Raw genomic sequence first — 21,339 nt, 5'->3', positions numbered from 1 at the left:
CGAGGGAGGACGCCACGATGGGACCCCGCAGCGCGGGGCCATAGGTGCGCGCCTCTTCCCGCAAGAGGTGCCCATGACCGGCCTGACCATCGCCGCCGCCAAGACCTCCGACGAAGTGGATGCCGACCTTGCCGCCGCGCTCGCGGCCATCGTCGGCGACGCCAACGTCCTCAGCGAGTTCGAGGCGCGGCGCGCTTATGCCCACGACCGGCTGCCGTTCGCCAATTTCCGCGAGCGCTTCGGCAAGCTCGCCGGCGTGGTGCCGCGCCTCGTGGTGCGGCCCGGCTCGGATGCCGAGGTGGCGGCCATCGTGAAGCTGGCGAACGCCCGCAAGGTGGAGCTGATCCCGTTCGGCAATGGTTCGGGCGTGCTCGGCGGCGCCATTCCGCTCCACCGCGAAGTGATGGTGGACCTGCGGCGCCTTGACCAGATCGTGTCCATCAACCCGCAGGACGCCATGGTCACGGTCCAGGCGGGCATGAACGGCATGGTGTTCGAGAACGCCCTCAATGCCGAGGGCTTCACCACCGGCCACCTGCCGCAGTCGATCGAGATTTCCACCGTGGGCGGCTGGGCCGCCTGCCGCGGCGGCGGCCAGGCCTCCAGCCGCTACGGCAAGATCGAGGACATCGTCATCGGCCTCAAGGCGGTGCTGCCGGACGGCACGCCGCTGGAGATCCGCCCCGTGGCGCGCCGCTCGGTCGGCCCCTCAATCCGCGACCTGCTGGTCGGCAGCGAGGGCGCCTTCGGCATCATCACCGAGCTGACGCTGCGCCTGTGGCGCCTGCCGGAGGAGGAGCGCGGCGTGGTGCTGGCGCTGCCCTCGCTGGAGGCAGCCTGGGAGGCGGCGCGGCGCATCATGCAGGCGGAGCTGCGCCCCACCGTGGTGCGCATCTATGACGAAGCGGAGAGCCGCGAGCGCACCGAGGGGCTCGACCAGTTCAAGGCGAAGCCCATCCTCGCCATCCTCGTCTTCTCCGGCGCCGAGCCGGTGCTGGGCGCCGAGCAGACGGCGGCGCTCGACATCGTCGCCAGCGTCGGCGGCGAGGTGGCCCCGGACGGTCCCTTCCGGCACTGGAAGGAGAACCGCTATGTCGCCTATTCCCAGAAATGGCAGGCGGCGGGCTACTACAACGACACGGTGGAAGTGACCGGCAACTGGTCCGCCATCCCCGGCATGTATGCGGCCATGAGCGCGGCGGTGCGGGAGATCTATCCCAAGATCCATTTCGGCGCCCACTGGTCGCACGTCTATCCCGAGGGCGCGTGCCAGTACATGACCATCCGCCTGCCGCCCATGGACGAGGCCGAGGCGCTGCCGCTGCATTCCAGGCTCTGGGAGGCGCTGCAGTCGCTGACCCTGGAGCATGGCGGCTCGATCGCCCACCATCACGGCGTCGGCCTGTTCCGCAATCCCTGGATCGAGAAGGAGCTGGGCGCCGGCCTCGGCGTGATCCAGAAGATCAAGGATGCGCTCGACCCGGACAACCTCATGAATCCCGGCAAGCTCGGCCTGCGCGGCGCCGCCGGCGCGGTGGACCTGCGCCGGGGAGAGGTGTGAGATGACGCAGCCGACAGGCCGAGGCGGGAGGCGCCCATCGTGACCGCCGACCTCCTCATCGGCATCGACCTCGGCGCCGGAGCGCTCAAGACCAGCATCGTCCGCATCGACGGGACGCTGGCGGGCGAGGCGTCGGCGCCTGTTGCCACGTCAGCGCCGCACCCCGGCTGGAGCGAGCAGGACCCCGCCGACTGGTGGCGCGCCATGTGCGAGACGCTCCCCCGTGCGCTCGCGCAGGCCGGCGGCGACGCAGCGCGCGTCGCCGCCGTCTCCTTCTCCGCCGGCGCGCACACGCAGGTGCTTGAGGACGCCGGCGGGCGCGTCATCCGCCCCGCCATCCTGTGGAACGACCAGCGCTCGGGCGCCGAGACCGCGTTCCTGCGGGAGAAGGCCGACGCGCGCATCCTTGAGATCGGCGCCAACCGCGCCAACCCCACCTGGACCCTGCCGCAGATGCTGTGGCTGGCGCGGCACGAGCCGCAGGCCTTCGCGCGGGTCAAGCGGCTCTACGTCGCCAAGGACTGGCTGCGCGCGCGCCTCACCGGCACGTGGGAGACCGACTTCATCGACGCGGTCGGCACCCTCATGGCGGATGTGGATACCGGCGGCTGGTCGCGCGACTTGTGCGACATGATCGGCTGGCCGATGGAGACGCTGCCGCCCATCGTCCCCACCACCGCCGTGGTCGGCGCCGTCACCGCCGAAGCGGCGCGGGCGACCGGGCTGAAGGAGGGCACGCCGGTGGTGTGCGGCACCTCCGACACGGCGGCGGAGACCTATGGCGCCGGCATGATCCGCGAGGGCCTCGGCGTGGTGAAGCTCGCCACCGCCGCCACCGTGAGCGCGCTGACCCGCGCGCCGCATCCCGATTTCACCGTCATCAACTATCCCCACGTGGTGCCGGATCACTGGTATGTCATCGCCGCCACCAATTCCTGCGCTTCGGCGCACAAATGGCTGCGCGACACCTTCTTCCGCCGCGACGGTGAGGACGGCGCGGCCGTGTTCTCCGCCATGGACGCCGCCGCCGCCGCCGTGGCGCCGGGGTCGGAAGGGCTGTTCTTCCACCCCTATCTCAACGGCGAGCGCTCGCCGCACTGGGACCCGCTGCTGCGCGCGGACTATGTGGGCATGGGCTTCAACCACGGCCCCGGCCACTTCGTGCGCGCGCTTTACGAGGGCATCGCCTATTCGCTGAAGGACTGCATGCTGGCGCTGAACGCCAAGGGGCTCTCCTTCACCACCGCGCGGCTCACCGGCGGCGGGGCGAAGAGCGCGCTGTGGCGGCAGATCGTGGCGGACGTGCTGAACGTCGAGGTGGAACTGCCGGCGGTGGCGGAGGCCTCGTTCGGCGCGGCGCTGATCGCCGGGGTGGGCGTCGGCATCTATCCGGATGCGCGTGCGGCAGCCCGTGCCATCGACATCGTCTGGCGCACCGCGCCCGACCCCGCGCGGGCGGCGCTCTATGCGCGCGGCCACCCGATCTATGCCGATACGCAGAAGGCGCTCGCGCCCATCAACCACCGCATCCACGATTTCGTCCGCGGCCGCTGAGCAAGCGGCAGGGAGCACGGCAGGAGAAGATGGCTCAGGTCACACTGAACAAGGTCCGCAAGGCCTACGGCTCCGTCGTGGCGGTCCATGGGGTGGATCTCCACATCCAGGACGGCGAGTTCGTCGTCTTCCTGGGGCCGTCGGGCTGCGGCAAGTCCACCACGCTGCGCATGATCGCGGGGCTGGAGGAGATCACCTCCGGCACCATCGAGATCGGCGCGCGCGATGTCACGCGCCTGGAGCCGAAGGACCGGAACATCGCCATGGTGTTCCAGAACTATGCGCTCTACCCGCACAAGACCATCTATGAGAACCTCGCCTTCGGCCTGCGCATGCGCAAGATGGAGCGCACGGAGATCGACCGCCGGGTGAAGGCGGCCTCCGCCATGCTCGGCCTCGACCCCTACCTGGAACGCAAGCCCAAGCAGCTGTCCGGCGGCCAGATGCAGCGCGTGGCGCTCGGCCGCGCTCTGGTGCGCGAGCCGGAGGTGTTCCTGCTCGACGAGCCGCTCTCCAACCTCGACGCCAAGCTGCGCGTGCGCATGCGCGAGGAGATCGCGCGTCTGCACCAGGAGGTCGGCACCTCTATGGTCTATGTCACCCACGACCAGGTGGAGGCGATGACGCTCGCCGACCGCATCGTCATCATGCGCGATGGCCATGTGCAGCAGGTGGGCCGGCCGCTGGAGGTCTACGACCGGCCGCAGAACCTGTTCGTCGCCGGCTTCATCGGCGCCCCCGAGATGAACCTGGTGGAGGGGCGCGCCGAGGGCGGACGGTTCGCCGCCGGCGGCCTCGCGCTCGATCTGCCGCCGGGTGTTTCGGCGCGCGAGGGCACCGCGCTGGTGGTGGGCGTGCGGCCCGAGCACATGCCGGCGGGTCAGGCGCCCGGCGCCCTGGCGCTGGAGGTCAGCGTGATCGAGCAACTGGGCGCGCAGACGCTCCTCATCGGCCGCATCGGCGCAACGCGCATGCGCGTGCTCGTGGAGCGCACGGACGCGGTGCGCCCCGGATCGGTGGTGCCGGTCTCGCTCAGGCCCGAGCGGCTGCACGTGTTCGACGCCGGGACCGGCATGCGGATCGAGAGTGGGAACGCACAGGCCGGCGCGCGACCGGCGGCCTGAACGTGGGATGGAAGAGTAGACGTCAAAACAAATACATAAGGGAGGATCGGCACATGGATGAGAAGGACCACAAGAGTGACCTCAGCCGCCGTTCGGTGCTGAAGGTGGCCGGCGCGCTCGCCGGCGGCGTGATGGCGGGCGGCCTTGCCGCCCCGGCCGTGCACGCCCAGGGCACCAAGACCATCCGCTTCCTGAACGCGGAGACCTCGATCGACAGCATCCGCGCGCTGAAGGTGGCGGCGGCGGAATACGAGCGCCAGTTCGGCACCAAGGTGGTGATCGATTCCGTGCCGCTAGACGGCGTTTTCACCAAGGTGACGACCTCGCTGCGCGGCGGCACGCCCTACGACATCGCCACCTTTGCCTTCGTCGGCCACGTGCTGATCCTCGCCAGCGAGGGGCATCTGGTGCCGCTGAACGAACTGACGGACAAGTACAAGTGGGGGCCGAACATCCTGTTCCCCATCGACGGCAAGGTCTACTGGTATCCCTACGACTACAATCTCGCCTGGATCTACTATCGCAAGGATCTCTACGAGAAGAACAAGCTTGAAGTGCCGAAGACCTGGGCGCAGTTCCTCAACAACGCCCAGGCGCTGAACGGCGACGGCCGGTCCGGCGCGCTCTACCCCATCGGCTCCAACGGCGCCACCAACTGGCTCTCGCCCGGCTTCATGTGGGCCGAGGGCGCCAAGATCTTCGACGACAAGTGGAACATCGTGTTCGACAGCGCCGAGATCGGCCCGAAGGTCGCCGCCTATCTCGACTTCTTCGGCGAGCTGTACAAGACCATGCCCTCCGGCGCGAGCCAGGCGAGCTTCGGCGAAGTGCTCTCGAACTTCACCTCCGACAAGGTGGCGCACACCGCCTATGCCGGCCGCCTGATCGAGGGCCTGGAGCGCAACAATCCCAAGCTCGCCGACCAGTACGGCATCATGCCCTACATGGATTCCACCGGGAAGCACCAGGCGGTGAACCACGGCTATGATGGCTGGGTGGTGCTCAAGACGCCGCAGTCGGACGAGGCCATGAAGTTCATGAGGTGGTTCACGGAGAACCAGTACATCAACTTCCTGCACACCGCCCCGCTGCACTTCCAGCCGCCGCGCCTCGACGTCTATGACGACGCCCGCTGGCGCGCGCACCCGCTGATCGAGAAGCACAATGCGGCGGTGGAGGAGATGCGGCGCTTCCTGACCGACAAGAACATCATCCTCACCTCGATCGACACCCAGGGGCCGACGCCGAGCCTGAAGCCGGGCAAGATCTTCGAGGCCTTCGTGTTCCCGGAGATGCTGCAGAACAAGTGCCTGAAGGGGATGGCCTCCGCTGAATGCGTGAAGGTGGCGGCCGACCGCATGCGCCAGGTGATCGCGTAAGGGTGCCGCAGGCGCGCACTCGTCCCCCGGCTTGTCCGGGGGATCCACCCTGCGGCCGGGCCGGCGATCGGGCTGGGGCCGCGGGGCGGCGGCCTGGTGGATGCCCCGGATAGACCGGGGCATGACGGCGTGGAGGATCAATCCCCTACGCCGAAGCATCGACGCAAACGCATCGCAAGGACATCGCCTTGAGCTCACGCGCCACCATCTATTCCTTCCTGGGCATCGGCCTCGCCGCGACGCTGCTGCTGATCGTGGCGCCGGTGGCCTATGCCATCTCGCTGAGCTTCTACCGGATGGACAGCTTCGTCGGCACGCCGCAATGGGCGGGGCTCGACAATTATGCCCGCGTGCTCTCGGACTGGACCTTCTGGCGCGCGCTCATCAACGGCTTCGTCTATTCGCTCGGCACCATCGTGCTGCAGGTGGTGCTGGGCATCGGCTTCGCTCTGGTGCTGAACCAGGTGTTCCCGTTCCGCAACATCGTGCGCGGCCTCTCCATCCTCCCGTACCTGTTGCCCACGGTCGTGGTGGTGCTCACCTTCAAGTGGATGGTGGACGGCTCCATCGGCGTGCTCACCGCCGTGATCGCCGCGCTCGGATTGCCGCCGGTGAGCTGGTTCGAGAGCCCGGCCGCGGCCATGACCTCGGTGATCCTGGTGAGCGTGTGGATGTGGACGCCGTTCGTCACCACCACCTTCCTCGCCGCGCTCCAGACCGTGCCGGCCTCGCTCTACGAGGCGGCGAAGGTGGACGGCACCAATGCGGTGCAGCGCTTCTTCCACATCACCCTGCCGATGCTGAAGCCGATACTCACCGTCATCGTGCTGCTGCGGGCGGTGTGGATGTTCAACAAGTTCGACGTGATCTGGCTGCTCACCCAGGGCGGTCCGGTGGGGGCGACGGAGCACCTCGCCATCCTGTCCTACAAGACCGCCTTCTCGCTGTTCGACATCGGCGGCGGCGCGGCCATCGCCACCATCTCGTTCCTCATCCTCTCGGTGGCGGTGTTCATCTATTTCCGCCTGTTCCCCCTCGATACGGACTGAGCCCATGTCGTCCGCGCTCGCCCCCCGCTCGCTTGCCTCGCGCCTCGGCCTCTATGCCGCCGCGATCGTGATCTCGGTCTATTCCGCCTTCCCGATCTACTGGATGGTGATCTCCTCCGTGCGGCCGCCGCAGGAGCTGATCTCCAGCACCGCGCTCGTGCCCGGCGCGGTGACGTGGGAATACTACTGGAACCTCCTGGAGCTGACCGACTATCCCGCCCAATTCCTGAACTCGGTGATCGTCGCGGCGGTGACGGTGGCGGTCACCATGGTGCTGTCGGTGATGATCGCCTATGCGGTCACGCGCCACCGCGTGCCGGGCAAGAAGCTGATCGTCGGAGCGATGCTCTACGCCTACATGTTCCCGCCGCTGCTGATCGCCATCCCCATGTTCACGGTGTTCGCGCGCATGGGCCTCGGCGATACGCTGCTCAGCGTCATCGTCTCGCACCTGACGCTCACGCTGCCGCTCGGCGTGTGGTTCCTGTGGGGCTTCTTCAAGTCCATGCCGTTCGAGCTGGAGGAGGCGGCCATGGTGGACGGCTGCACGCGGCTCGGCGCCTTCCTGCGGGTGGTGCTGCCGCTGTCGCTGCCGGGGCTGATCACGGTGGCGATCTTCTCGTTCCTGCTGTCGTGGACCGACTACACCTTCGCCCTCATCATGATCGGCTCGGACGCCAACAAGACCGTGCCGGTGGGCCTCGCCTCCATGATCGGCTCGTTCGATTTGCGCTGGGGCGAGATCATGGCGGGCTCGACCCTCATCGCGCTGCCGCTGTTCGGCGCCTTCGCGCTGCTCAGCCAGTATTTCATCCAGGGCCTCGGCGCCGGCGCCGTGAAGGGCTGAGGGAGACCATCATGACATTGCGCGCCTTCGGCGGACCCTCCCTCTACGTGCAAGGCGCCGGCGCCCTCGCCGACCTCGGCGCGCGCGTCGGAGCGCTCGGCCCGCGCCCGTTCGTGGTGGCGGATCAGGTGGTGGCCGAGCTCCTGGGCGAGCGCCTGCGTGCGGCGCTCGGGGCCGAGGCAACCTTCGCTACCTTCGGCGGCGAGTGCACGGCCGGCGAGATCGAACGCCTCACTGCTGCTGCGCGTCAGGCGGGAGCGGGCGTCGTGCTGGGCGTCGGCGGCGGCAAGGCCATCGACACCGCCAAGGGCGTGCGCATGGCGCTGGCGTGCCCGCTCGCCATCGTGCCCACCATCGCCTCCAACGACAGCCCCACCTCGCGCCTCGCCGTGCTCTACACCGACGACCACGTGCTGGCCGAGGTACGCCTCATGGCCACCAATCCGGACCTCGTTTTGGTGGACACGGCGGTGATCGCGAAGGCACCGGCGCGCTTCTTCGCCGCCGGCATCGGCGACGCGCTGTCGAAGGCGTTCGAGGTGGCGCAGTGCGCCGCCGCGGGCGGGCTGAACTTCTACAAGGGCGCCCCCACAGAGCTGGCGCTCGCCATCTCGGAGCGGTGCTACGCCATCGTGCGCGCGGACGGCGCGGCGGCCATGGCGGCGGTGCGCGCCCAGGCGCCGGACGCGGCCATGGAGAAGGTGGTGGAGGCGACGATCCTGCTCTCCGGCCTCGCCTTCGAGAGCGGCGGGCTCTCCATCGCCCATTCGCTCACGCGCGGCTTCTCGGCGGTGCCGGAGATCTCGCGCGCGCTGCACGGCGAACAGGTGGCGCTCGGCCTCCTGGCGCAACTGGTGGCGGAGGGGCGCGACGCCGCCTTCCTCGACGACCTCAAGCGCTTTTATGCCGCCATCGGCCTACCGGCCTCGCTGGCGGCGTTCGGCGTCACCGATCCCAAGGCGGTGGACGTGATCGTCGACGTGTCCTGGCGCACCGCGCCCTATATCCGCAACTTCCGGCCCGAGCTGTCGCAGGCGCAGCTTCACGCGGCTTTGGCTTCGCTCATGGCGTGAGGCCGGGCGGCGCCCGCCTCAGGCGAGCGCCTCCACGAAGCGGGCGAAGCCGCGCGCCGGCTCGCGCTCGGTGGGGAAGGTGTTTTCCGGCGCGTCGGGGTCGGGGTGGCCGAGGGCCATGCAGCACACCACCATCTCAGTGTCGGGCAGCGCGAGCCGCTCGGCCATCAGCCGCCCATAGCCGTTGAAGGCGGCCTGCGGGCAGGTGCCGAGGCCGAAGGCGCGCGCCGCGATCATGATGTTCTCAAGGAACATGCCGCAGTCGAGCCAGGAGCCGCGCTCCAGATCCCGGCCCATGGTGACGACGAGCCCGACGGGGGCATCGAAGAACAGGAAGTTGCGCGCGTGCTGCTGACGCATGCGCTCGGCGTCGCCCTTGGCGATGCCGAGGGCGCCGTAGAGGTCCCAGCCCACCTTGCGTCGGCGCGACAGATGCGGCTCGCGCCACTGGCGCGGATAATAGGCGTACTCCTCCGCGCCGAGGTCGCCCGCGAGGAACCGCCCGTGCAGCTCCTGCGTCAGGGCCGCGAGCGGGGCGCCGCGCAGCACCTGGACGCCCCAGGGCTGGATGTTGGAGCCGGAGGGCGCGCGGGCGGAAAGGTCGAGGATCGCCTCGACGGTCGCGTCGGGAACCGGTGTCGGCAGGAACGCCCGCACCGCCCGGCGCGAGCGGATCGCCTCCACGGCGGAAACCGGGGCGGCAGTGGTGTCGGGCGGAGGAACGGTCACAGTCATGTCTCGGCATACCACGGGTTGGGTCCTGCCGAGACTAGAGCACGCGCCGATCAGCTTGCAACGCAAGCTGATCGGATAACGCATTCTCTGCCAACAAATTAGCGGGCGCCGGGCAATTGAATCCCCTTGCGCGGCGCCCGTGCTTGACGGCCTATTCGTTGCGCAGGCCGATGACCTTGATGAGCTTGCCCCACTTGTCCATCTCGCGCTTCTGGAAGGCGGTGAACTGGGCCGGAGTGTTGCCCACCGCCTCGGCGCCCTGCTTCATCAGGAAGTCCGCGGTGTCGGGCTCGGCGAGGGCCTTGACCACCGCGGCATTGACCTTGTCGACGATCGGCGCGGGCGTGCCGGCGGGGGCGAACAGGCCGTACCAGGCGCTGGCGGCATAACCCTTCACGCCCGCCTCGTCGACGGTCGGGATGTCGGGGGCGGCGCGCGAGCGCTTGGTGCCGGCGAAGGCGAGGGCGCGCAGCCGCCCCTGCTGCACGTAGGGCAGCACCAAGGGCATGTCGCCGAACATGATCTGCACCTGCCCGCCCACCAGGTCGCCGATGGCATTGCCCGAGCCCTTGTAGGGGATGTGGGCCATCTCGGTACCCGTCATATTCTTGAACAGCTCCATGGCGAGGTGCTGGGAGGCGCCGTTGCCGCCGGAGGCATAATTGAGCTTGCCGGGATTTGCCTTGGCGTAGGCGATCAGCTCTTCCACGCTGTTCACCGGCACGCTCGGGTGCACCACGAGGAGCAGGCCCACCTCGGCCACCAGAGTGATGGGGGCGAAGTCCTTCACCGTGTCGTAGGGCATCGAGGCGTAGAGGCTGGCATTCACCGCATGGGTGCCGATGGAGCCCATGCCGAGCGTGTAGCCGTCGGGCGACGCCTTGGCCACCGCGTTGGCGCCCACATTGCCGCCGGCGCCGGTGCGGTTGTCCACCACCACCTGCTGGCCCCAGGCCTTGGTGAGCTTGTTGGCGAGCACGCGCGCCAGCACGTCGGTGGAGCCGCCGGGCGCGAACGGCACAATGATGGTGACCGGGCGGGTGGGATAGCCCTCGGCCTGCGCCGGCGCGGCGGTCTGGGCGTGCGCGGCGACTGCCGCCAGCCCGGCGAAGAGCGCGGCGGCGAGCGCCAGCGCGGCTTTGATCTTCCTCATGTGGCTTCTCCCCTAGGACCCGTCCGGCGGCCTGCGGCGCAGGCTTCCGGCGGGCTCTGTTTTGCGGCTTCTTGTCTTTTGGGGCGCCGGGCCGGCGGGAGCCCGCCCGGCGTCGTCGTCAGTGGGTGCCTTCGAGCACCGCCCCCTGCTCGCGCAGGGTGGCCTGCAGGCGGTCGAGCGGCAGCTTGCGGATGTCGGCGAGCTCGCCGCTCACCGCCATGGCGGCGGCGGTGCCGGCGGCATGTCCCATGCCGAGGCACTGGCCCATCATGCGCGTGGTGCCGTTGGCCTCGCGGGTGGAGGACATGCAGCGCCCGGCGACCACGAGGTTCTTCAGCCCCTGCGGGATCAGCGACTGCCACGGGATGTCGTAGGAGCCGCCATTCTCCACCGGGATGCGCACCTGCTTGATGCCTTCCTGGTGGATGTCGATGTGGTGCGCGCCCTTGGTGACGACGTCGCGCATCTTGCGCCCGGTGCGGCAATCCTCGCCGGTGAGCACGTATTCGCCCATGATGCGCCGGGTCTCGCGGATGCCGATGCGGGGGGCGACGCCGGCGAAGGCGGCGTTCTCGAAGCCGGGCACGTTCTCTTTCAGGAAGCGCGCGGCCTGCCACACCTGCTCGGTGAGCAGCGGCATGGCGGCCGAGACCGCCGCCGCGTCGGTGCCCATGATGTTCTCGGCGACGCGGGTGGCGTTGACGCACACTTCCTTGCGGGCCTCCGAGGTGGGCATGATCATGATGAGCGCGGTGGGGAACATGTCGCCGCGCTGGATCGCGCCGCCGAGGAACGGGCCGTTGCCCTTGAAGAACACGCTGGGCGCGCCCTGGGCGTGGATCGCCTGCGCCAGTTCCTCGTCGGAGCGGCCGCCGCGAACATAGTCGCTCTCGCCCACCGCCAGCGAGGCCGCGTTGTCGCGCACGAAGTCGAGGAACGGTGCGTTCTCCACTCCCGACATGCGGAACATGAGCGAGAGCGGCTGGAGGTCGCCGGAGGCGTCGGAAATCTCAAAGGGCGCGCCGGCCTGCACCGCCACGTCGCCATCGCCCGAGGCGTCGACGAAATAGCGCGCGGTCAGGAGCGTGCGGCTGTCGCGGTGGGAGATCACCACGGCCTCCACCTCGCCATTGTCCGAATAGGTCTCGCTGACCTGGCTGTAGAGGATGACCTGGACGCCGTAGCGGGCGAGCACGCGCGGAATGGCGAGCTTCAGCACCTCCGGGTCGCAGCACACGTAGCAGATCAGCCGGAAGTCGTGCAGCGGGCCGATGAAGCCCTGCATCTGCCGGCACTCCTCGAAGATTTCCTCGGCGACGCCGCGCACCACCCACTCGCCGCGCGCATTGAGCACGCCGTCCACCGACATGCCGGAGAGCAGCTCGCCGCCGAGCATGGGGCCCGCCTCCACCAGCACCGTGCGCGCGCCGGTCTTGGCCGCGGCGATGGCGGCGCCGATGCCGGCGGCACCGCCGCCGATGACCGCCACGTCCGTATCGAGATGTCGCATGGATCCGTCCTGTGCCTTGCCTGTTGCCGCAGGGTCAAAATGGCCATATTATGGACATTGCCCGCTGGCTTGTTTTGAGTGCGGCAAAAGAAATCACATGAAATATCGCTAAACAAGGCCTTGAGGCTCATCAGTTTGTCCATAATATGGAGATTGCATGGCGGATGCTCCCCCTCCCGGCACCCAGGCGGTGCAGCGCGTGGCGCGCATCCTGCGCGTGCTCGGGGCCAACAACCGGGTCGGCCTGAAGGTGGCGGACATCGCCTTCGAGGCGGAGCTGGAGCGCCCGACCGCGCACCGCCTGCTGCTGGCGCTGTGTCACGAGGGCCTCGCGCGCCAGGATGCGGACCGGCGCTTCTTCCTCGGCCCGTTCGCCTACGAGCTGGGGCTCGCCGCCGCTCCGGAGCTGGACCTCAGGGCCATGTTCGCGCCCGCGCTCAACGCCGTCGCCGAGGAGAGCGGCGACACCACCTTCCTCACCGTGCGCAGCCGGTTCGACACCGTGTGCCTCGACCGGCGCGAGGGCACCTATCCCATCAAGGCGCTGACGGTGGAGGTGGGGGCCCGGCGCCCCATGGGCACCACCGCCGGCGGCATCGCGCTGCTCGCCTCGCTGCCGCAGGAGGAGGCGCGGGAGGTGATCGCCTTCAACGCGCCGCGCCTTCCGCGCTACGGGCGCATCAATGCGGAGATCCTCACCCGGCTGGTGGAGCGGGCGCGGGAGCTGGGCTATGCGCTGAACTTCAACGACATCACGCCGGGCGTGAGCGGCATCGGCGTGGTGGTGCCGGAGCGGCCGGGCCTGCCGCCCCTGGCGCTCGGCATCGCCGCCATTTCCAGCCGCCTGGAGGAGGACCGGCGCGCCGAGGTGGTCGCGCTCATGCGGCGCGAGGCGGAGCGCGCCGTCGCCTCCCGTCCCAGGGGGGCCGCTCGGGGCGGCTGATCTGCATCCGGCGCAGGTCCGGCGGGCGCGATTTGCGGGTGCGGCCGCGGGCGCGCGGGGGTAGCCTGCCGGCTTCTCCCATCGGGCATGTGATCGTGAAGAAGATCGGCTTTCTCTCGTTCGGGCACTGGAATCCCTCGCCCCATTCGCAGACGCGTTCGGCAGCCGACGCGCTGCTCCAATCCATCGAGCTCGCGGTCGCGGCCGAGGAACTGGGGGCGGACGGCGCCTATTTCCGGGTGCACCACTTCGCGCGCCAGCTCGGCTCGCCGTTTCCGCTGCTCGCGGCGGTGGGGGCGCGGACGCGCCGCATCGAGATCGGCACCGCCGTCATCGACATGCGCTACGAGAACCCGCTCTACATGGCGGAGGATGCCGGCGCGGCCGACCTCATCGCCGGCGGGCGGCTCCAGCTCGGCATCAGCCGCGGCTCGCCCGAGCAGGTGATCGACGGCTGGCGCTATTTCGGCTACCGCCCCGCGGATGGGCAGTCCGACGCCGACATGGCGCGGCGCCATGCGGAGGTGTTCCTCGACGTGCTCAGGGGCGAGGGCTTCGCCCAGCCCAATCCGACCCCCATGTTCCCCAACCCGCCGGGCCTGCTGCGGCTGGAGCCCCATGCGGAGGGCCTGCGCGAGCGCATCTGGTGGGGCGCGAGCTCCAACGCCACCGCGGTGTGGGCGGCGCAGCTCGGCATGAACCTGCAGAGTTCCACCCTGAAGAACGACGAGGGCGGTGCCGCCTTCCACGTCCAGCAGGCGGCGCAGATCCGCGCCTACCGGGAGGCCTGGAAGGAGGCCGGGCATGCGCGCGAACCGCGGGTGTCGGTGAGCCGCTCCATCATCGCCGTGGTGGACGATCGCGACCGCGCCTTTTTCGGCCGCGGCGGCAAGGAAAAGGACCAGGTCGGCTACATCGACGAGAGCACGCGGGCCATCTTCGGCCGCTCCTATGCCGCCGAGCCGGACGAGCTGATCGCCGAATTGGCGCAGGACGAGGCGATACAGGAGGCGGACACGCTGCTCCTGACCGTGCCCAACCAGCTGGGCGTCGACTACAACGCCCACGTGATCGAGGCGATCCTGACGCAGGTGGCGCCCGCGCTCGGCTGGCGCTGAGGGCGGTGCCTAAAGCGGCGGCCCGGGGACGAGGTAGGAGACGAGCCGCCCGTCCGCCACGCGGTGGAGCGCGATCTGTGTGGGTTCCCGCACCACGCGGAAGCCGGGCCCGGCAAAATCCAGCGCGAACTGGTGGCTGGCGGACGGCGCGATGAAGGCCCGGTGCCCGGCGAAGCTGCCGGAGATGGCCCGGTGCACGTGGCCGCACACGAGCCCGAGAATGTCGCGCCGGCCCGCCAGCAGGTCCGACAGCGCGTCGCGGCCTTCCCGGATACCGATCTCGTCCATGGCCGGCAGGCCGGTGGCGAACGGCGGGTGATGCATGAAGATCAGCGTCGGCAGGCCATCGCCGGCACCCAGCACACCCTTGAGCCAAGCGATCTGCGCCGGGGGCAGGGCGCCGTGGCTCGCCCCCTCGACCAGCGTGTCGAGGCCGATGACGCGCAGGCCGCCCTGTTCGTGGACGAGGCCCCCGTGCTCCGGCTCGGTACCGGTGTGGCGCGCGAGCACGCGGCGCAGCGGGGCGGGCGCATCGTGGTTGCCCGGCACGGCGAGGAACGGGATGCCGAGGCTTTCGAGACCCTCCAGGACGAAAGCGTATTCCGCGTCCACGCCGGCCTCTGCGAGATCGCCGGAGACCAGCAGCAGCTCTGGCCGCGGCGCCAGCGCGCGCACCCGTTCGACGAGCGCGGCGAAGGCCGCGCGCGTGTCGACGCCGCCGGCGGTTTGGCCGGGCAGGGTGACGTGAAAGTCCGTGAGCTGCGCGATCAGCATCGAAATCACCTCAACGCGCCGGCGCCGATCCGCCGGACGCTTCCACAGGGCAACCACGCTCCTTCTAGGACTTGATGCGCGTTTGGTCGAGGTGCCTGAGGATTTATGTGGTTATTTGTGCATCTTGCTCAATTTATAGCCTCGATTTCCAAATTACCCAGAGTTAAGGTCACATCACTGTCACCGAAACGGTTTTAAGAACACACCGCCCAAGCAGGCTCGCCATCCTGCGGCGTCGTCCCCTGGGGAGTTACAGCACAAGCGTTTTAATGCTGCTTTCCGGTGGCGGACGGCGCACGCCTGTCCATGCCCACTCGCTCTGTGAGAGGAATGAGATGTCGGTAAAATCCACAATTTCCCACATTTCCCGGCGCGGTGTTCTCCTCGGTGGCGCTGCCGCCGTCGCCGCCTCCGCGGGGCTGCGCTCCCGTCCCGCTTATGCGGCGCCGGACAAGGTGAAGGTCCAGTTCATGTATCCGGTGGGCGTCTCCGGAGACATCAACAAGCTGGTCTCCACCATGATCTCCAAGTTCAACGCCGCGCACGAGAAGATCGAGGTCGAGGCGATCTATGCGGGCAGCTACGACAACACCGAGCAGAAGGTGATCACCGCGCTCGGCGTGGGCGATCCGCCCGCCACCTGGCTGCCCATCAACTCGGCGCTCCAGACCTTCCTCGGCCTCGACGCGCTCGCCGACGTCACCGACAAGGCGAAGAAGACGGACATCTACCAGGACTTCATCCCCGGCTTCCTGGAGACCGCGGTCTCCGACGGCAAGCTCTACGGCCTGCCGTTCCAGCCCTCGACGCCGGTGCTCTATTTCAATGCCGATGCCTTCAAGGCCGCCGGCATCGCCAAGCCTCCGGTCACCTGGGACGAGCTGCTCGAAGTCTCCAAGGCGCTCACCGTGCGCGAGAACGGCGAGCTGAAGCGCTGGGGCCTCACCATCGGCGGCGGCTGGCACGACTGGATCTTCGAGTGCTTCTGCCGCCAGAACGCACTGGTGCCGTGGACCAAGGACAAGGTGCTGTTCGACAAGCCCGAGGCGGTCGATGCGCTGGAATTCTGGGTCAAGCTGGTGAAAGCGGGCGTGATGCCGCCGGCCTCCACCTGGCAGGGCTCGGCCAACGACTTCATGGCGGGCCGCACCGCCATGCTCTACCACTCCACCGGCTCGCTCACGAACCTGCGCACCTCCTCGCCGTTCAAGGTGGACGTCGCCTTCATGCCGAAGAACAAGACCTTCGGCGCCTGCCAGGGCGGCGGTCCCATCATGATCGCCAAGAAGCAGTCGGACGCCGCCATCGAGGCTTCCTGGACCTTCGCCAAGTGGATGACCTCCACCGACGTGCAGTCGCAGTGGGGCCGCGACACCGGCTATCTGGCGGTGCGCAAGTCCTCGTGGGAGACGCCGGAGATGCTGGCCTATCTCAAGGAGGTGCCGCAGGCCAAGGTGGCGCTGGAGCAGTCCGCCTATGCCGGCGCCTTCCTCCAGGTGCCGGGCTATCACAAGGTCCGCGAATACCTGAAGAGCGCCCTCGACCGCACGCTCGCCGGCGAGATCAAGCCGGACGCGGCGCTGAAGGAGGCGGCCGACAATTCCAACCGCGAGATCCAGCGCCTGCTGCGCCGGCGCTCCTGACCGTCGAGGGGCTACGCCCTCTCAACCGGCGCCATGGCCGGGATGCTCCCCCTGTCCCGGCCATGGACGCCGCGCCCCGGCCGACTGAAGCGATGAGCGGAAGGAGATCCGGGGTCCAGCGCAAGAGGTCGCCGAAGGCGGCTTCATAGGAAGGGCGTTGCGGGGTATGGCCGGCTTGGCCGACTTTTCCCCTCAAGTCCCGGATCGGCGCTCCACCTTCGGTGCCGCTGGTCCGGGATGCGATTGAACAGGCAAGACAGCAAGAGGATCGCCATGGTGACAGGTCCCGCATTGCGTGCCCGCGTGTCGGAGGCGGGGCTCGCCTATCTGCTGCTGCTGCCGTCGCTCGTTTTCCTCGCCACCTTCACCTACTGGCCGATCCTGCGCTCGATCTATTTCAGCTTCCACGACGTGGTGCTGGGGTCGAACAAGATCTATTTCCTCGGGTTTGAGAACTACGAGCGGCTGTGGACCGACAAGCTGTTCTGGAAGTCGCTCGGCAATACCGTGTTCTACACCCTCGTCACCATTCCCTGCGCCATCACGGTGGCGCTGCTGCTGGCGGTGGCGCTCGACAGCAAGCTGCGCGGCATGACCTTCTACCGCTCGGCCTTCTTCTACCCGGTGATGATCCCTTCGGTGGCCGCCGGCATGGTGTGGGTGTTCCTCTATGCGCCGGGCTACGGGCCGATCAATTCCGCCATCGCCGCGCTCGGCCTGCCCAAGGTGGAGTGGCTCTACGACGCGCGCTGGGCGCTGCCGGCCATCATCTTCATGAGCATCTGGAAGTATGCCGGCTACTTCATGCTGATCCTGCTGGCGGCCCTGCAGATGATCCCCGCCGACTTGCACGAGGCGGCGAAGCTCGACGGCGTGTCGGCCATCGACCGGCTGATCCACATCACCGTGCCGCTGATCTCGCCGACGCTCTACTTCGTCATCATCATCGGCCTGCTGCACTCCTACCAGATCTTCGACTACGTCTACGTGATGACGCAGGGCGGGCCGGCTGACGCCACCAACGTGCTGACCTTCTACATCTACCAGAACGGCTTCCAGTACCAGGACATCGGCTACGCCTCGACCCTCGCCAACGTGCTGCTGCTGTTCGTGGGCGGCCTCATCACCCTCGTCGCGCTCGTGTTCGGACGGCGCGTGCACTATCTCGGACGCTGAGGCCGGCCATGGCGACCCTCCAGGACCCGATCGAATTGTCCGCCCCCGCCACCTCGCGCGGCACGCTGCTCGCGCTGCGCACTGCGCTCCGGCGCAACTGGCTGCATTTCGTGCTGCTGCCGCTGATGCTGTTCTGGATCAGCCCGCTGGCCTGGATCATCATCACCTCGCTGAAGTCACGCACCGAGGTGTTCGATCCCAATGCCGGCATCCTGCCGGCGGTGCTGCAATGGGGCAATTATCCGGCCGCCATGGCGGTGGCGCCGTTCGGCACCTATCTCATCAACTCGGTGCTCGCCACCGGCGGCATCCTGGTGTGCGAGCTGATCACCATCACACTCGCGGCCTATGCCTTCGCGCGGCTGAACTTCCCCGGCAAGAACATCCTCTTCACGCTGTTCCTGCTGCAGATCATGTTCCCGATCTACGCCACCTTCCTCACCAATTTCGTCACGGTGCGGGAGCTCGGCATCCTGAATTCCCTGCCGGCGCTGATCGTGCCGTTCGTCGCCTCGGGCTACGGCACCTTCATGCTGCGCCAGGCGTTCCGGCAGGTGCCCACCGAGCTGGCCGACGCGGCCCGGCTCGACGGCTGCGGCCATCTCGGCATCCTGTGGCACGTCTATCTGCCGCTGGTGAAGCCGACGCTGATCGCGTTCTCCATCATCGCGGTGGTGACGCACTGGAACGACTATATGTGGCCGCTGCTGGTCACCAATTCGGAGAGCGTGCGCACGCTGCCCATCGGCCTCGGCCTCCTGGCGAAGTCCGACAGCGGAGCCGACTGGACGCGCCTGATGGCGGCGACCGTGGTGGTGGTGTCGCCGCTGCTGCTGTTCTTCGTCATCTTCCAGCGCCGCTTCGTGGACAGCTTCATGCACGCGGGCCTGAAGTAGGGATAATCGGCACAGGGGTATCGTCATGGCCGAAGTGGTTCTCCAGGGCGTCAGCAAGTCCTACCAGGGCAAGCCCACCGTGCACGCCGTCGACCTCGCGGTGGCGGACAAGGAATTCATGGTCCTGGTCGGCCCCTCGGGCTGCGGAAAGTCCACCACGCTGCGCATGATCGCGGGCCTGGAGGACATCACCGCGGGCCGCCTTTTGATCGACGGGCGCGACGTGACCCATGCCGAGCCGCAGAAGCGCGACATCGCCATGGTGTTCCAGTCCTACGCGCTCTACCCGCACATGACCGCCTACAGGAACATGGCGTTCGGCCTGTTGAAGACCTCCAGCCTGTCCAAGCCGGAGATCGACCGGCGCATCCGCGAGGCGGCGGAGATCCTGCACATCACCCACCTGTTGGAGCGCAAGCCCAACGTGCTCTCCGGCGGCGAGCGCCAGCGCGTCGCCATCGGCCGGGCGCTGGTGCGCCAGCCCAAGGTGTTCCTGTTCGACGAGCCGCTCTCCAACCTCGACGCCAAGCTGCGCACCCACATGCGCGGCGAGCTGAAGCGCCTGCACAAGGAGCTCGGCCTCACCGTCATCTACGTGACCCACGACCAGATCGAGGCGATGACGCTCGGCACCCGCGTCGCCATCCTCTCGGACGGCCGGCTCCAGCAGGTGGGCGCGCCCATGGACCTCTACATGCGGCCGCAGAACACCTTCGTCGCCACCTTCATCGGCTCGCCGGAAATGAGCCTCCTGCGCTGCGCGATGAAGCCCAACGGATCGGGCAGCGTGGTGAGCCATCCGGCCTTCACCACCCATGTCCCCGAGCGCGCCGATGCGGGCGAGATCCTGCTCGGCGTCAGGCCGGAGGAGGTGATCGTCGGCCCGGCGGACGGCACGGCGCTCGCCTGCGGCCGGGTGGACCGCACCGAGCTGATCGGCTCGGAGGCGCTGGCGGAGATCGTCGTGGGCGCCGACCGGCTGGTCGCCCGCACGCCGGTCACCAAGGTGCCGCCGCTCGGCGCCGAGGTGGGCATCAGCTTCGACATGGAGCGGGTCCGCGTGTTCGATGCGGCCTCGGGCCGCGTCCTGTCCCGTCTCTAGTCCGGATATCCCCATGGCACAGACCGTGCGCCAGCAGCAGATCGTCGAGCTGCTCCGCGACAGGCGCTCCGCCACCATCACCGACCTCGCCGAGCACTTCGAGGTGTCGGACGAGACCATCCGGCGCGACCTCAAGGCGCTGGCGGAAGACGGCATGGTGGACAAGTTCCACGGCGGCGTGCGCCTCAACGTGGCCGAATGGGAGGCCCCGTTCGACCGCCGCCTGCGCGAGCAGGCGCCCGCCAAGCGCCGCATCGCCCATGCCGCCGCCGAGCTGGTGGACGCGGACGCGACCATCCTGCTCGACAATTCCTCCACCTCCTGCTTCCTCGCCCAGGTGCTGGCACCGCGCCCCGGGCGGCTCACGGCCATCACCTTCTCGGTGGAGGTGGCGCAGATCCTGTCCTCCGCCGGCCGGCACCACCGGGTGATCCTGCCGGGCGGCGAACTGCGCGCGGACGACCGCACCATCATCGGCCCCTCGGCCATCGACTTCGCCTCGCAGTTCACGCCGAGCCTGTTCGTGATGTCCGTGGCGGCCGCCTCGCCGCAGCGCGGCTGCATGGACTTCGACCTGTTCGAGACCGAGTTCAAGCGGGCGATGATGCCGCTCGCGGAGAAAGTCATGCTGCTGCTCGACAGCTCCAAATATTCGAAGCCCGGCCTGATCCAGGTGTGCGACTGGCAGGCGGTGGACATCCTCGTCACCGATGCGCCGCCGCCCGCCGCCGTGCGCGACGAACTGGAGCACGCCCAGGTCGTGCTGGCGCCGCCGCTGCCCGCGGGAAACGGCGGCAACGGCAACGGCCGGAAACCCGCTTATGCCGAATAGCGCCGCCGCACTTCGCCCCGCCGTGCCCGATGCCGGCGACCTCGCCGCCTTCGCCGAGCAGCTCGCCGACCTCGCGCGGCCCATCGTGCGCTCTTATTTCCGCACCCCGGTGGGAGTCGAGTGGAAGGCGGACCTGAGCCCGGTCACGGTCGCCGACACGGCGGTGGAGCGCGCGCTGCGCGAGGCCATCGCCGCGCGCTTTCCCGACCACGGCATCCTGGGCGAGGAAGAGGCGGCGGTGGGCATCGACCGCCCGGTGGTGTGGGTGGTGGACCCGATCGACGGCACAAAGAGTTTCATGACCGGCCTGCCGCTGTTCGGCACCCTCATCGCCGCGGTGGCGCAGGGGCGGGCCGAGGTGGGCGTGATCGAGGTGCCGGCGCTCGGCGACCGCTGGATCGGCATCGCCGGCGCAGGCACCAGGTTCAACGGCGCGCCGTGCAGCACCAGCGCGGCGGCGCGGCTCGGCGAGGCCCGGCTCTATGCCACCTCGCCGGACATGTTCGCGCCCGCCGAGGGCGCCGCTTTCGGCGCCTTGGCGCAGAAGGTGGCGCTGCGCCGCTTCGGCGGCGACTGCTACGCCTACGGCCTCGTCGCCTGCGGCCATGTGGACCTGGTGGTGGAGGCGGGGCTGAAGCCCTACGACTACATGGCGCTTGTGCCGGTGGTGGAGGGCGCGGGCGGCGTCATCACCGACTGGCGCGGCGCCCCGCTCACCATCGCCTCGGGCGGGCAGGTGGTGGCGGCGGCCACTGCCGCGCTCCATGCGGCGGCGCTGGCGGAGCTTCAGCCCGCGGCGCGGTGACGGTCCGCGCCGTTTCCGGATTTTCGGCCTTGAGCGACCAGGGGATCAGGCCGATGATCGTGCGG

General features: G+C 68.8%; 19 protein-coding genes. 15 read left to right on the top strand and 4 right to left on the bottom strand.

What is annotated here, in order from left to right; all coding sequences use genetic code 11:
* Positions 1 to 73: 73 nt before the first annotated feature.
* The 7 genes from D9R14_RS17365 to D9R14_RS17335 all read left to right on the top strand — a co-directional run bounded on the left by D9R14_RS17365 (position 74) and on the right by D9R14_RS17335 (position 8,587).
* A complete protein-coding gene (locus D9R14_RS17365) occupies positions 74 to 1,561 on the top strand; it encodes an FAD-binding oxidoreductase (RefSeq protein ID WP_121624615.1) in 1,488 nt (495 codons plus the stop codon).
* Positions 1,562 to 1,600: 39 nt separating this feature from the next.
* Positions 1,601 to 3,115, top strand: coding sequence for a xylulokinase (xylB, locus tag D9R14_RS17360; protein ID WP_245420861.1), 1,515 nt, complete (start codon positions 1,601 to 1,603; stop codon positions 3,113 to 3,115).
* Between the two features lie 29 nt (positions 3,116 to 3,144).
* Positions 3,145 to 4,239, top strand: coding sequence for an ABC transporter ATP-binding protein (locus D9R14_RS17355; RefSeq protein WP_121624613.1), 1,095 nt, complete (start codon positions 3,145 to 3,147; stop codon positions 4,237 to 4,239).
* 53 nt (positions 4,240 to 4,292) lie between these two features.
* On the top strand, positions 4,293 to 5,618 hold the full coding sequence (locus D9R14_RS17350; RefSeq protein ID WP_121624612.1) for an ABC transporter substrate-binding protein: 1,326 nt from the start codon (positions 4,293 to 4,295) through the stop codon (positions 5,616 to 5,618).
* 188 nt (positions 5,619 to 5,806) lie between these two features.
* Positions 5,807 to 6,667 (top strand): carbohydrate ABC transporter permease, encoded by an 861-nt coding sequence (locus D9R14_RS17345; protein WP_121624611.1) that lies wholly within the window; start codon positions 5,807 to 5,809, stop codon positions 6,665 to 6,667.
* 4 nt (positions 6,668 to 6,671) lie between these two features.
* Positions 6,672 to 7,514: a carbohydrate ABC transporter permease gene (locus tag D9R14_RS17340; RefSeq protein ID WP_121624610.1), complete on the top strand. Its 843-nt coding sequence runs from the start codon at positions 6,672 to 6,674 to the stop codon at positions 7,512 to 7,514.
* Between the two features lie 11 nt (positions 7,515 to 7,525).
* Positions 7,526 to 8,587 carry a glycerol dehydrogenase gene (locus D9R14_RS17335; RefSeq protein ID WP_121624609.1) on the top strand — a complete coding sequence of 354 codons (1,062 nt, stop codon included), beginning with the start codon at positions 7,526 to 7,528 and terminating at the stop codon, positions 8,585 to 8,587.
* 18 nt (positions 8,588 to 8,605) lie between these two features.
* Here D9R14_RS17335 and D9R14_RS17330 read toward each other — a convergent pair whose 3' ends face one another.
* The 3 genes from D9R14_RS17330 to D9R14_RS17320 form a co-directional block, all read right to left on the bottom strand.
* Positions 8,606 to 9,316, bottom strand: coding sequence for a nitroreductase (locus D9R14_RS17330; RefSeq protein ID WP_245420860.1), 711 nt, complete (start codon positions 9,314 to 9,316; stop codon positions 8,606 to 8,608).
* Positions 9,317 to 9,473: 157 nt separating this feature from the next.
* Positions 9,474 to 10,475: a tripartite tricarboxylate transporter substrate binding protein gene (locus D9R14_RS17325; RefSeq protein WP_121624607.1), complete on the bottom strand. Its 1,002-nt coding sequence runs from the start codon at positions 10,473 to 10,475 to the stop codon at positions 9,474 to 9,476.
* Positions 10,476 to 10,593: 118 nt separating this feature from the next.
* Positions 10,594 to 11,985 (bottom strand): FAD-dependent oxidoreductase, encoded by a 1,392-nt coding sequence (locus D9R14_RS17320; protein ID WP_121624606.1) that lies wholly within the window; start codon positions 11,983 to 11,985, stop codon positions 10,594 to 10,596.
* Positions 11,986 to 12,142: 157 nt separating this feature from the next.
* Between D9R14_RS17320 and D9R14_RS17315 the strand changes: the two genes are divergently transcribed.
* Together D9R14_RS17315 and D9R14_RS17310 are read left to right on the top strand one after the other, a co-directional pair.
* Positions 12,143 to 12,928 (top strand): IclR family transcriptional regulator, encoded by a 786-nt coding sequence (locus tag D9R14_RS17315; protein WP_121624605.1) that lies wholly within the window; start codon positions 12,143 to 12,145, stop codon positions 12,926 to 12,928.
* 95 nt (positions 12,929 to 13,023) lie between these two features.
* A complete protein-coding gene (locus tag D9R14_RS17310) occupies positions 13,024 to 14,046 on the top strand; it encodes an LLM class flavin-dependent oxidoreductase (RefSeq protein ID WP_170168659.1) in 1,023 nt (340 codons plus the stop codon).
* A gap of 9 nt (positions 14,047 to 14,055) precedes the next feature.
* Here D9R14_RS17310 and D9R14_RS17305 read toward each other — a convergent pair whose 3' ends face one another.
* Positions 14,056 to 14,820: a phosphodiesterase gene (locus D9R14_RS17305; RefSeq protein ID WP_121624603.1), complete on the bottom strand. Its 765-nt coding sequence runs from the start codon at positions 14,818 to 14,820 to the stop codon at positions 14,056 to 14,058.
* Positions 14,821 to 15,155: 335 nt separating this feature from the next.
* On the opposite strand from D9R14_RS17305, the gene D9R14_RS17300 reads away from it, so the two are divergent.
* The 6 genes from D9R14_RS17300 to hisN all read left to right on the top strand — a co-directional run bounded on the left by D9R14_RS17300 (position 15,156) and on the right by hisN (position 21,274).
* Positions 15,156 to 16,463 carry an ABC transporter substrate-binding protein gene (locus tag D9R14_RS17300; protein ID WP_170168658.1) on the top strand — a complete coding sequence of 436 codons (1,308 nt, stop codon included), beginning with the start codon at positions 15,156 to 15,158 and terminating at the stop codon, positions 16,461 to 16,463.
* Between the two features lie 273 nt (positions 16,464 to 16,736).
* Complete coding sequence (locus D9R14_RS17295) at positions 16,737 to 17,639, top strand: carbohydrate ABC transporter permease (RefSeq protein WP_170168657.1); 903 nt, start codon at positions 16,737 to 16,739, stop codon at positions 17,637 to 17,639.
* A gap of 8 nt (positions 17,640 to 17,647) precedes the next feature.
* Positions 17,648 to 18,535: a carbohydrate ABC transporter permease gene (locus tag D9R14_RS17290; protein WP_121624600.1), complete on the top strand. Its 888-nt coding sequence runs from the start codon at positions 17,648 to 17,650 to the stop codon at positions 18,533 to 18,535.
* 25 nt (positions 18,536 to 18,560) lie between these two features.
* Positions 18,561 to 19,637 carry an ABC transporter ATP-binding protein gene (locus D9R14_RS17285; RefSeq protein ID WP_121624599.1) on the top strand — a complete coding sequence of 359 codons (1,077 nt, stop codon included), beginning with the start codon at positions 18,561 to 18,563 and terminating at the stop codon, positions 19,635 to 19,637.
* Positions 19,638 to 19,650: 13 nt separating this feature from the next.
* Complete coding sequence (locus D9R14_RS17280) at positions 19,651 to 20,469, top strand: DeoR/GlpR family DNA-binding transcription regulator (RefSeq protein ID WP_170168656.1); 819 nt, start codon at positions 19,651 to 19,653, stop codon at positions 20,467 to 20,469.
* Positions 20,459 to 21,274, top strand: a complete 816-nt coding sequence (gene hisN / locus D9R14_RS17275) for a histidinol-phosphatase (protein ID WP_121624597.1) — start codon at positions 20,459 to 20,461, stop codon at positions 21,272 to 21,274. The genes D9R14_RS17280 and hisN overlap by 11 nt, the downstream gene beginning before the upstream one ends.
* Positions 21,275 to 21,339: the final 65 nt, after the last annotated feature.

Source organism: Xanthobacter tagetidis, from assembly GCF_003667445.1.
GTDB lineage: Bacteria > Pseudomonadota > Alphaproteobacteria > Rhizobiales > Xanthobacteraceae > Xanthobacter > Xanthobacter tagetidis.
The sequence above is the reverse complement of the archived record's forward strand: the minus strand, read 5'-3'. Positions and strand labels throughout refer to the sequence as shown.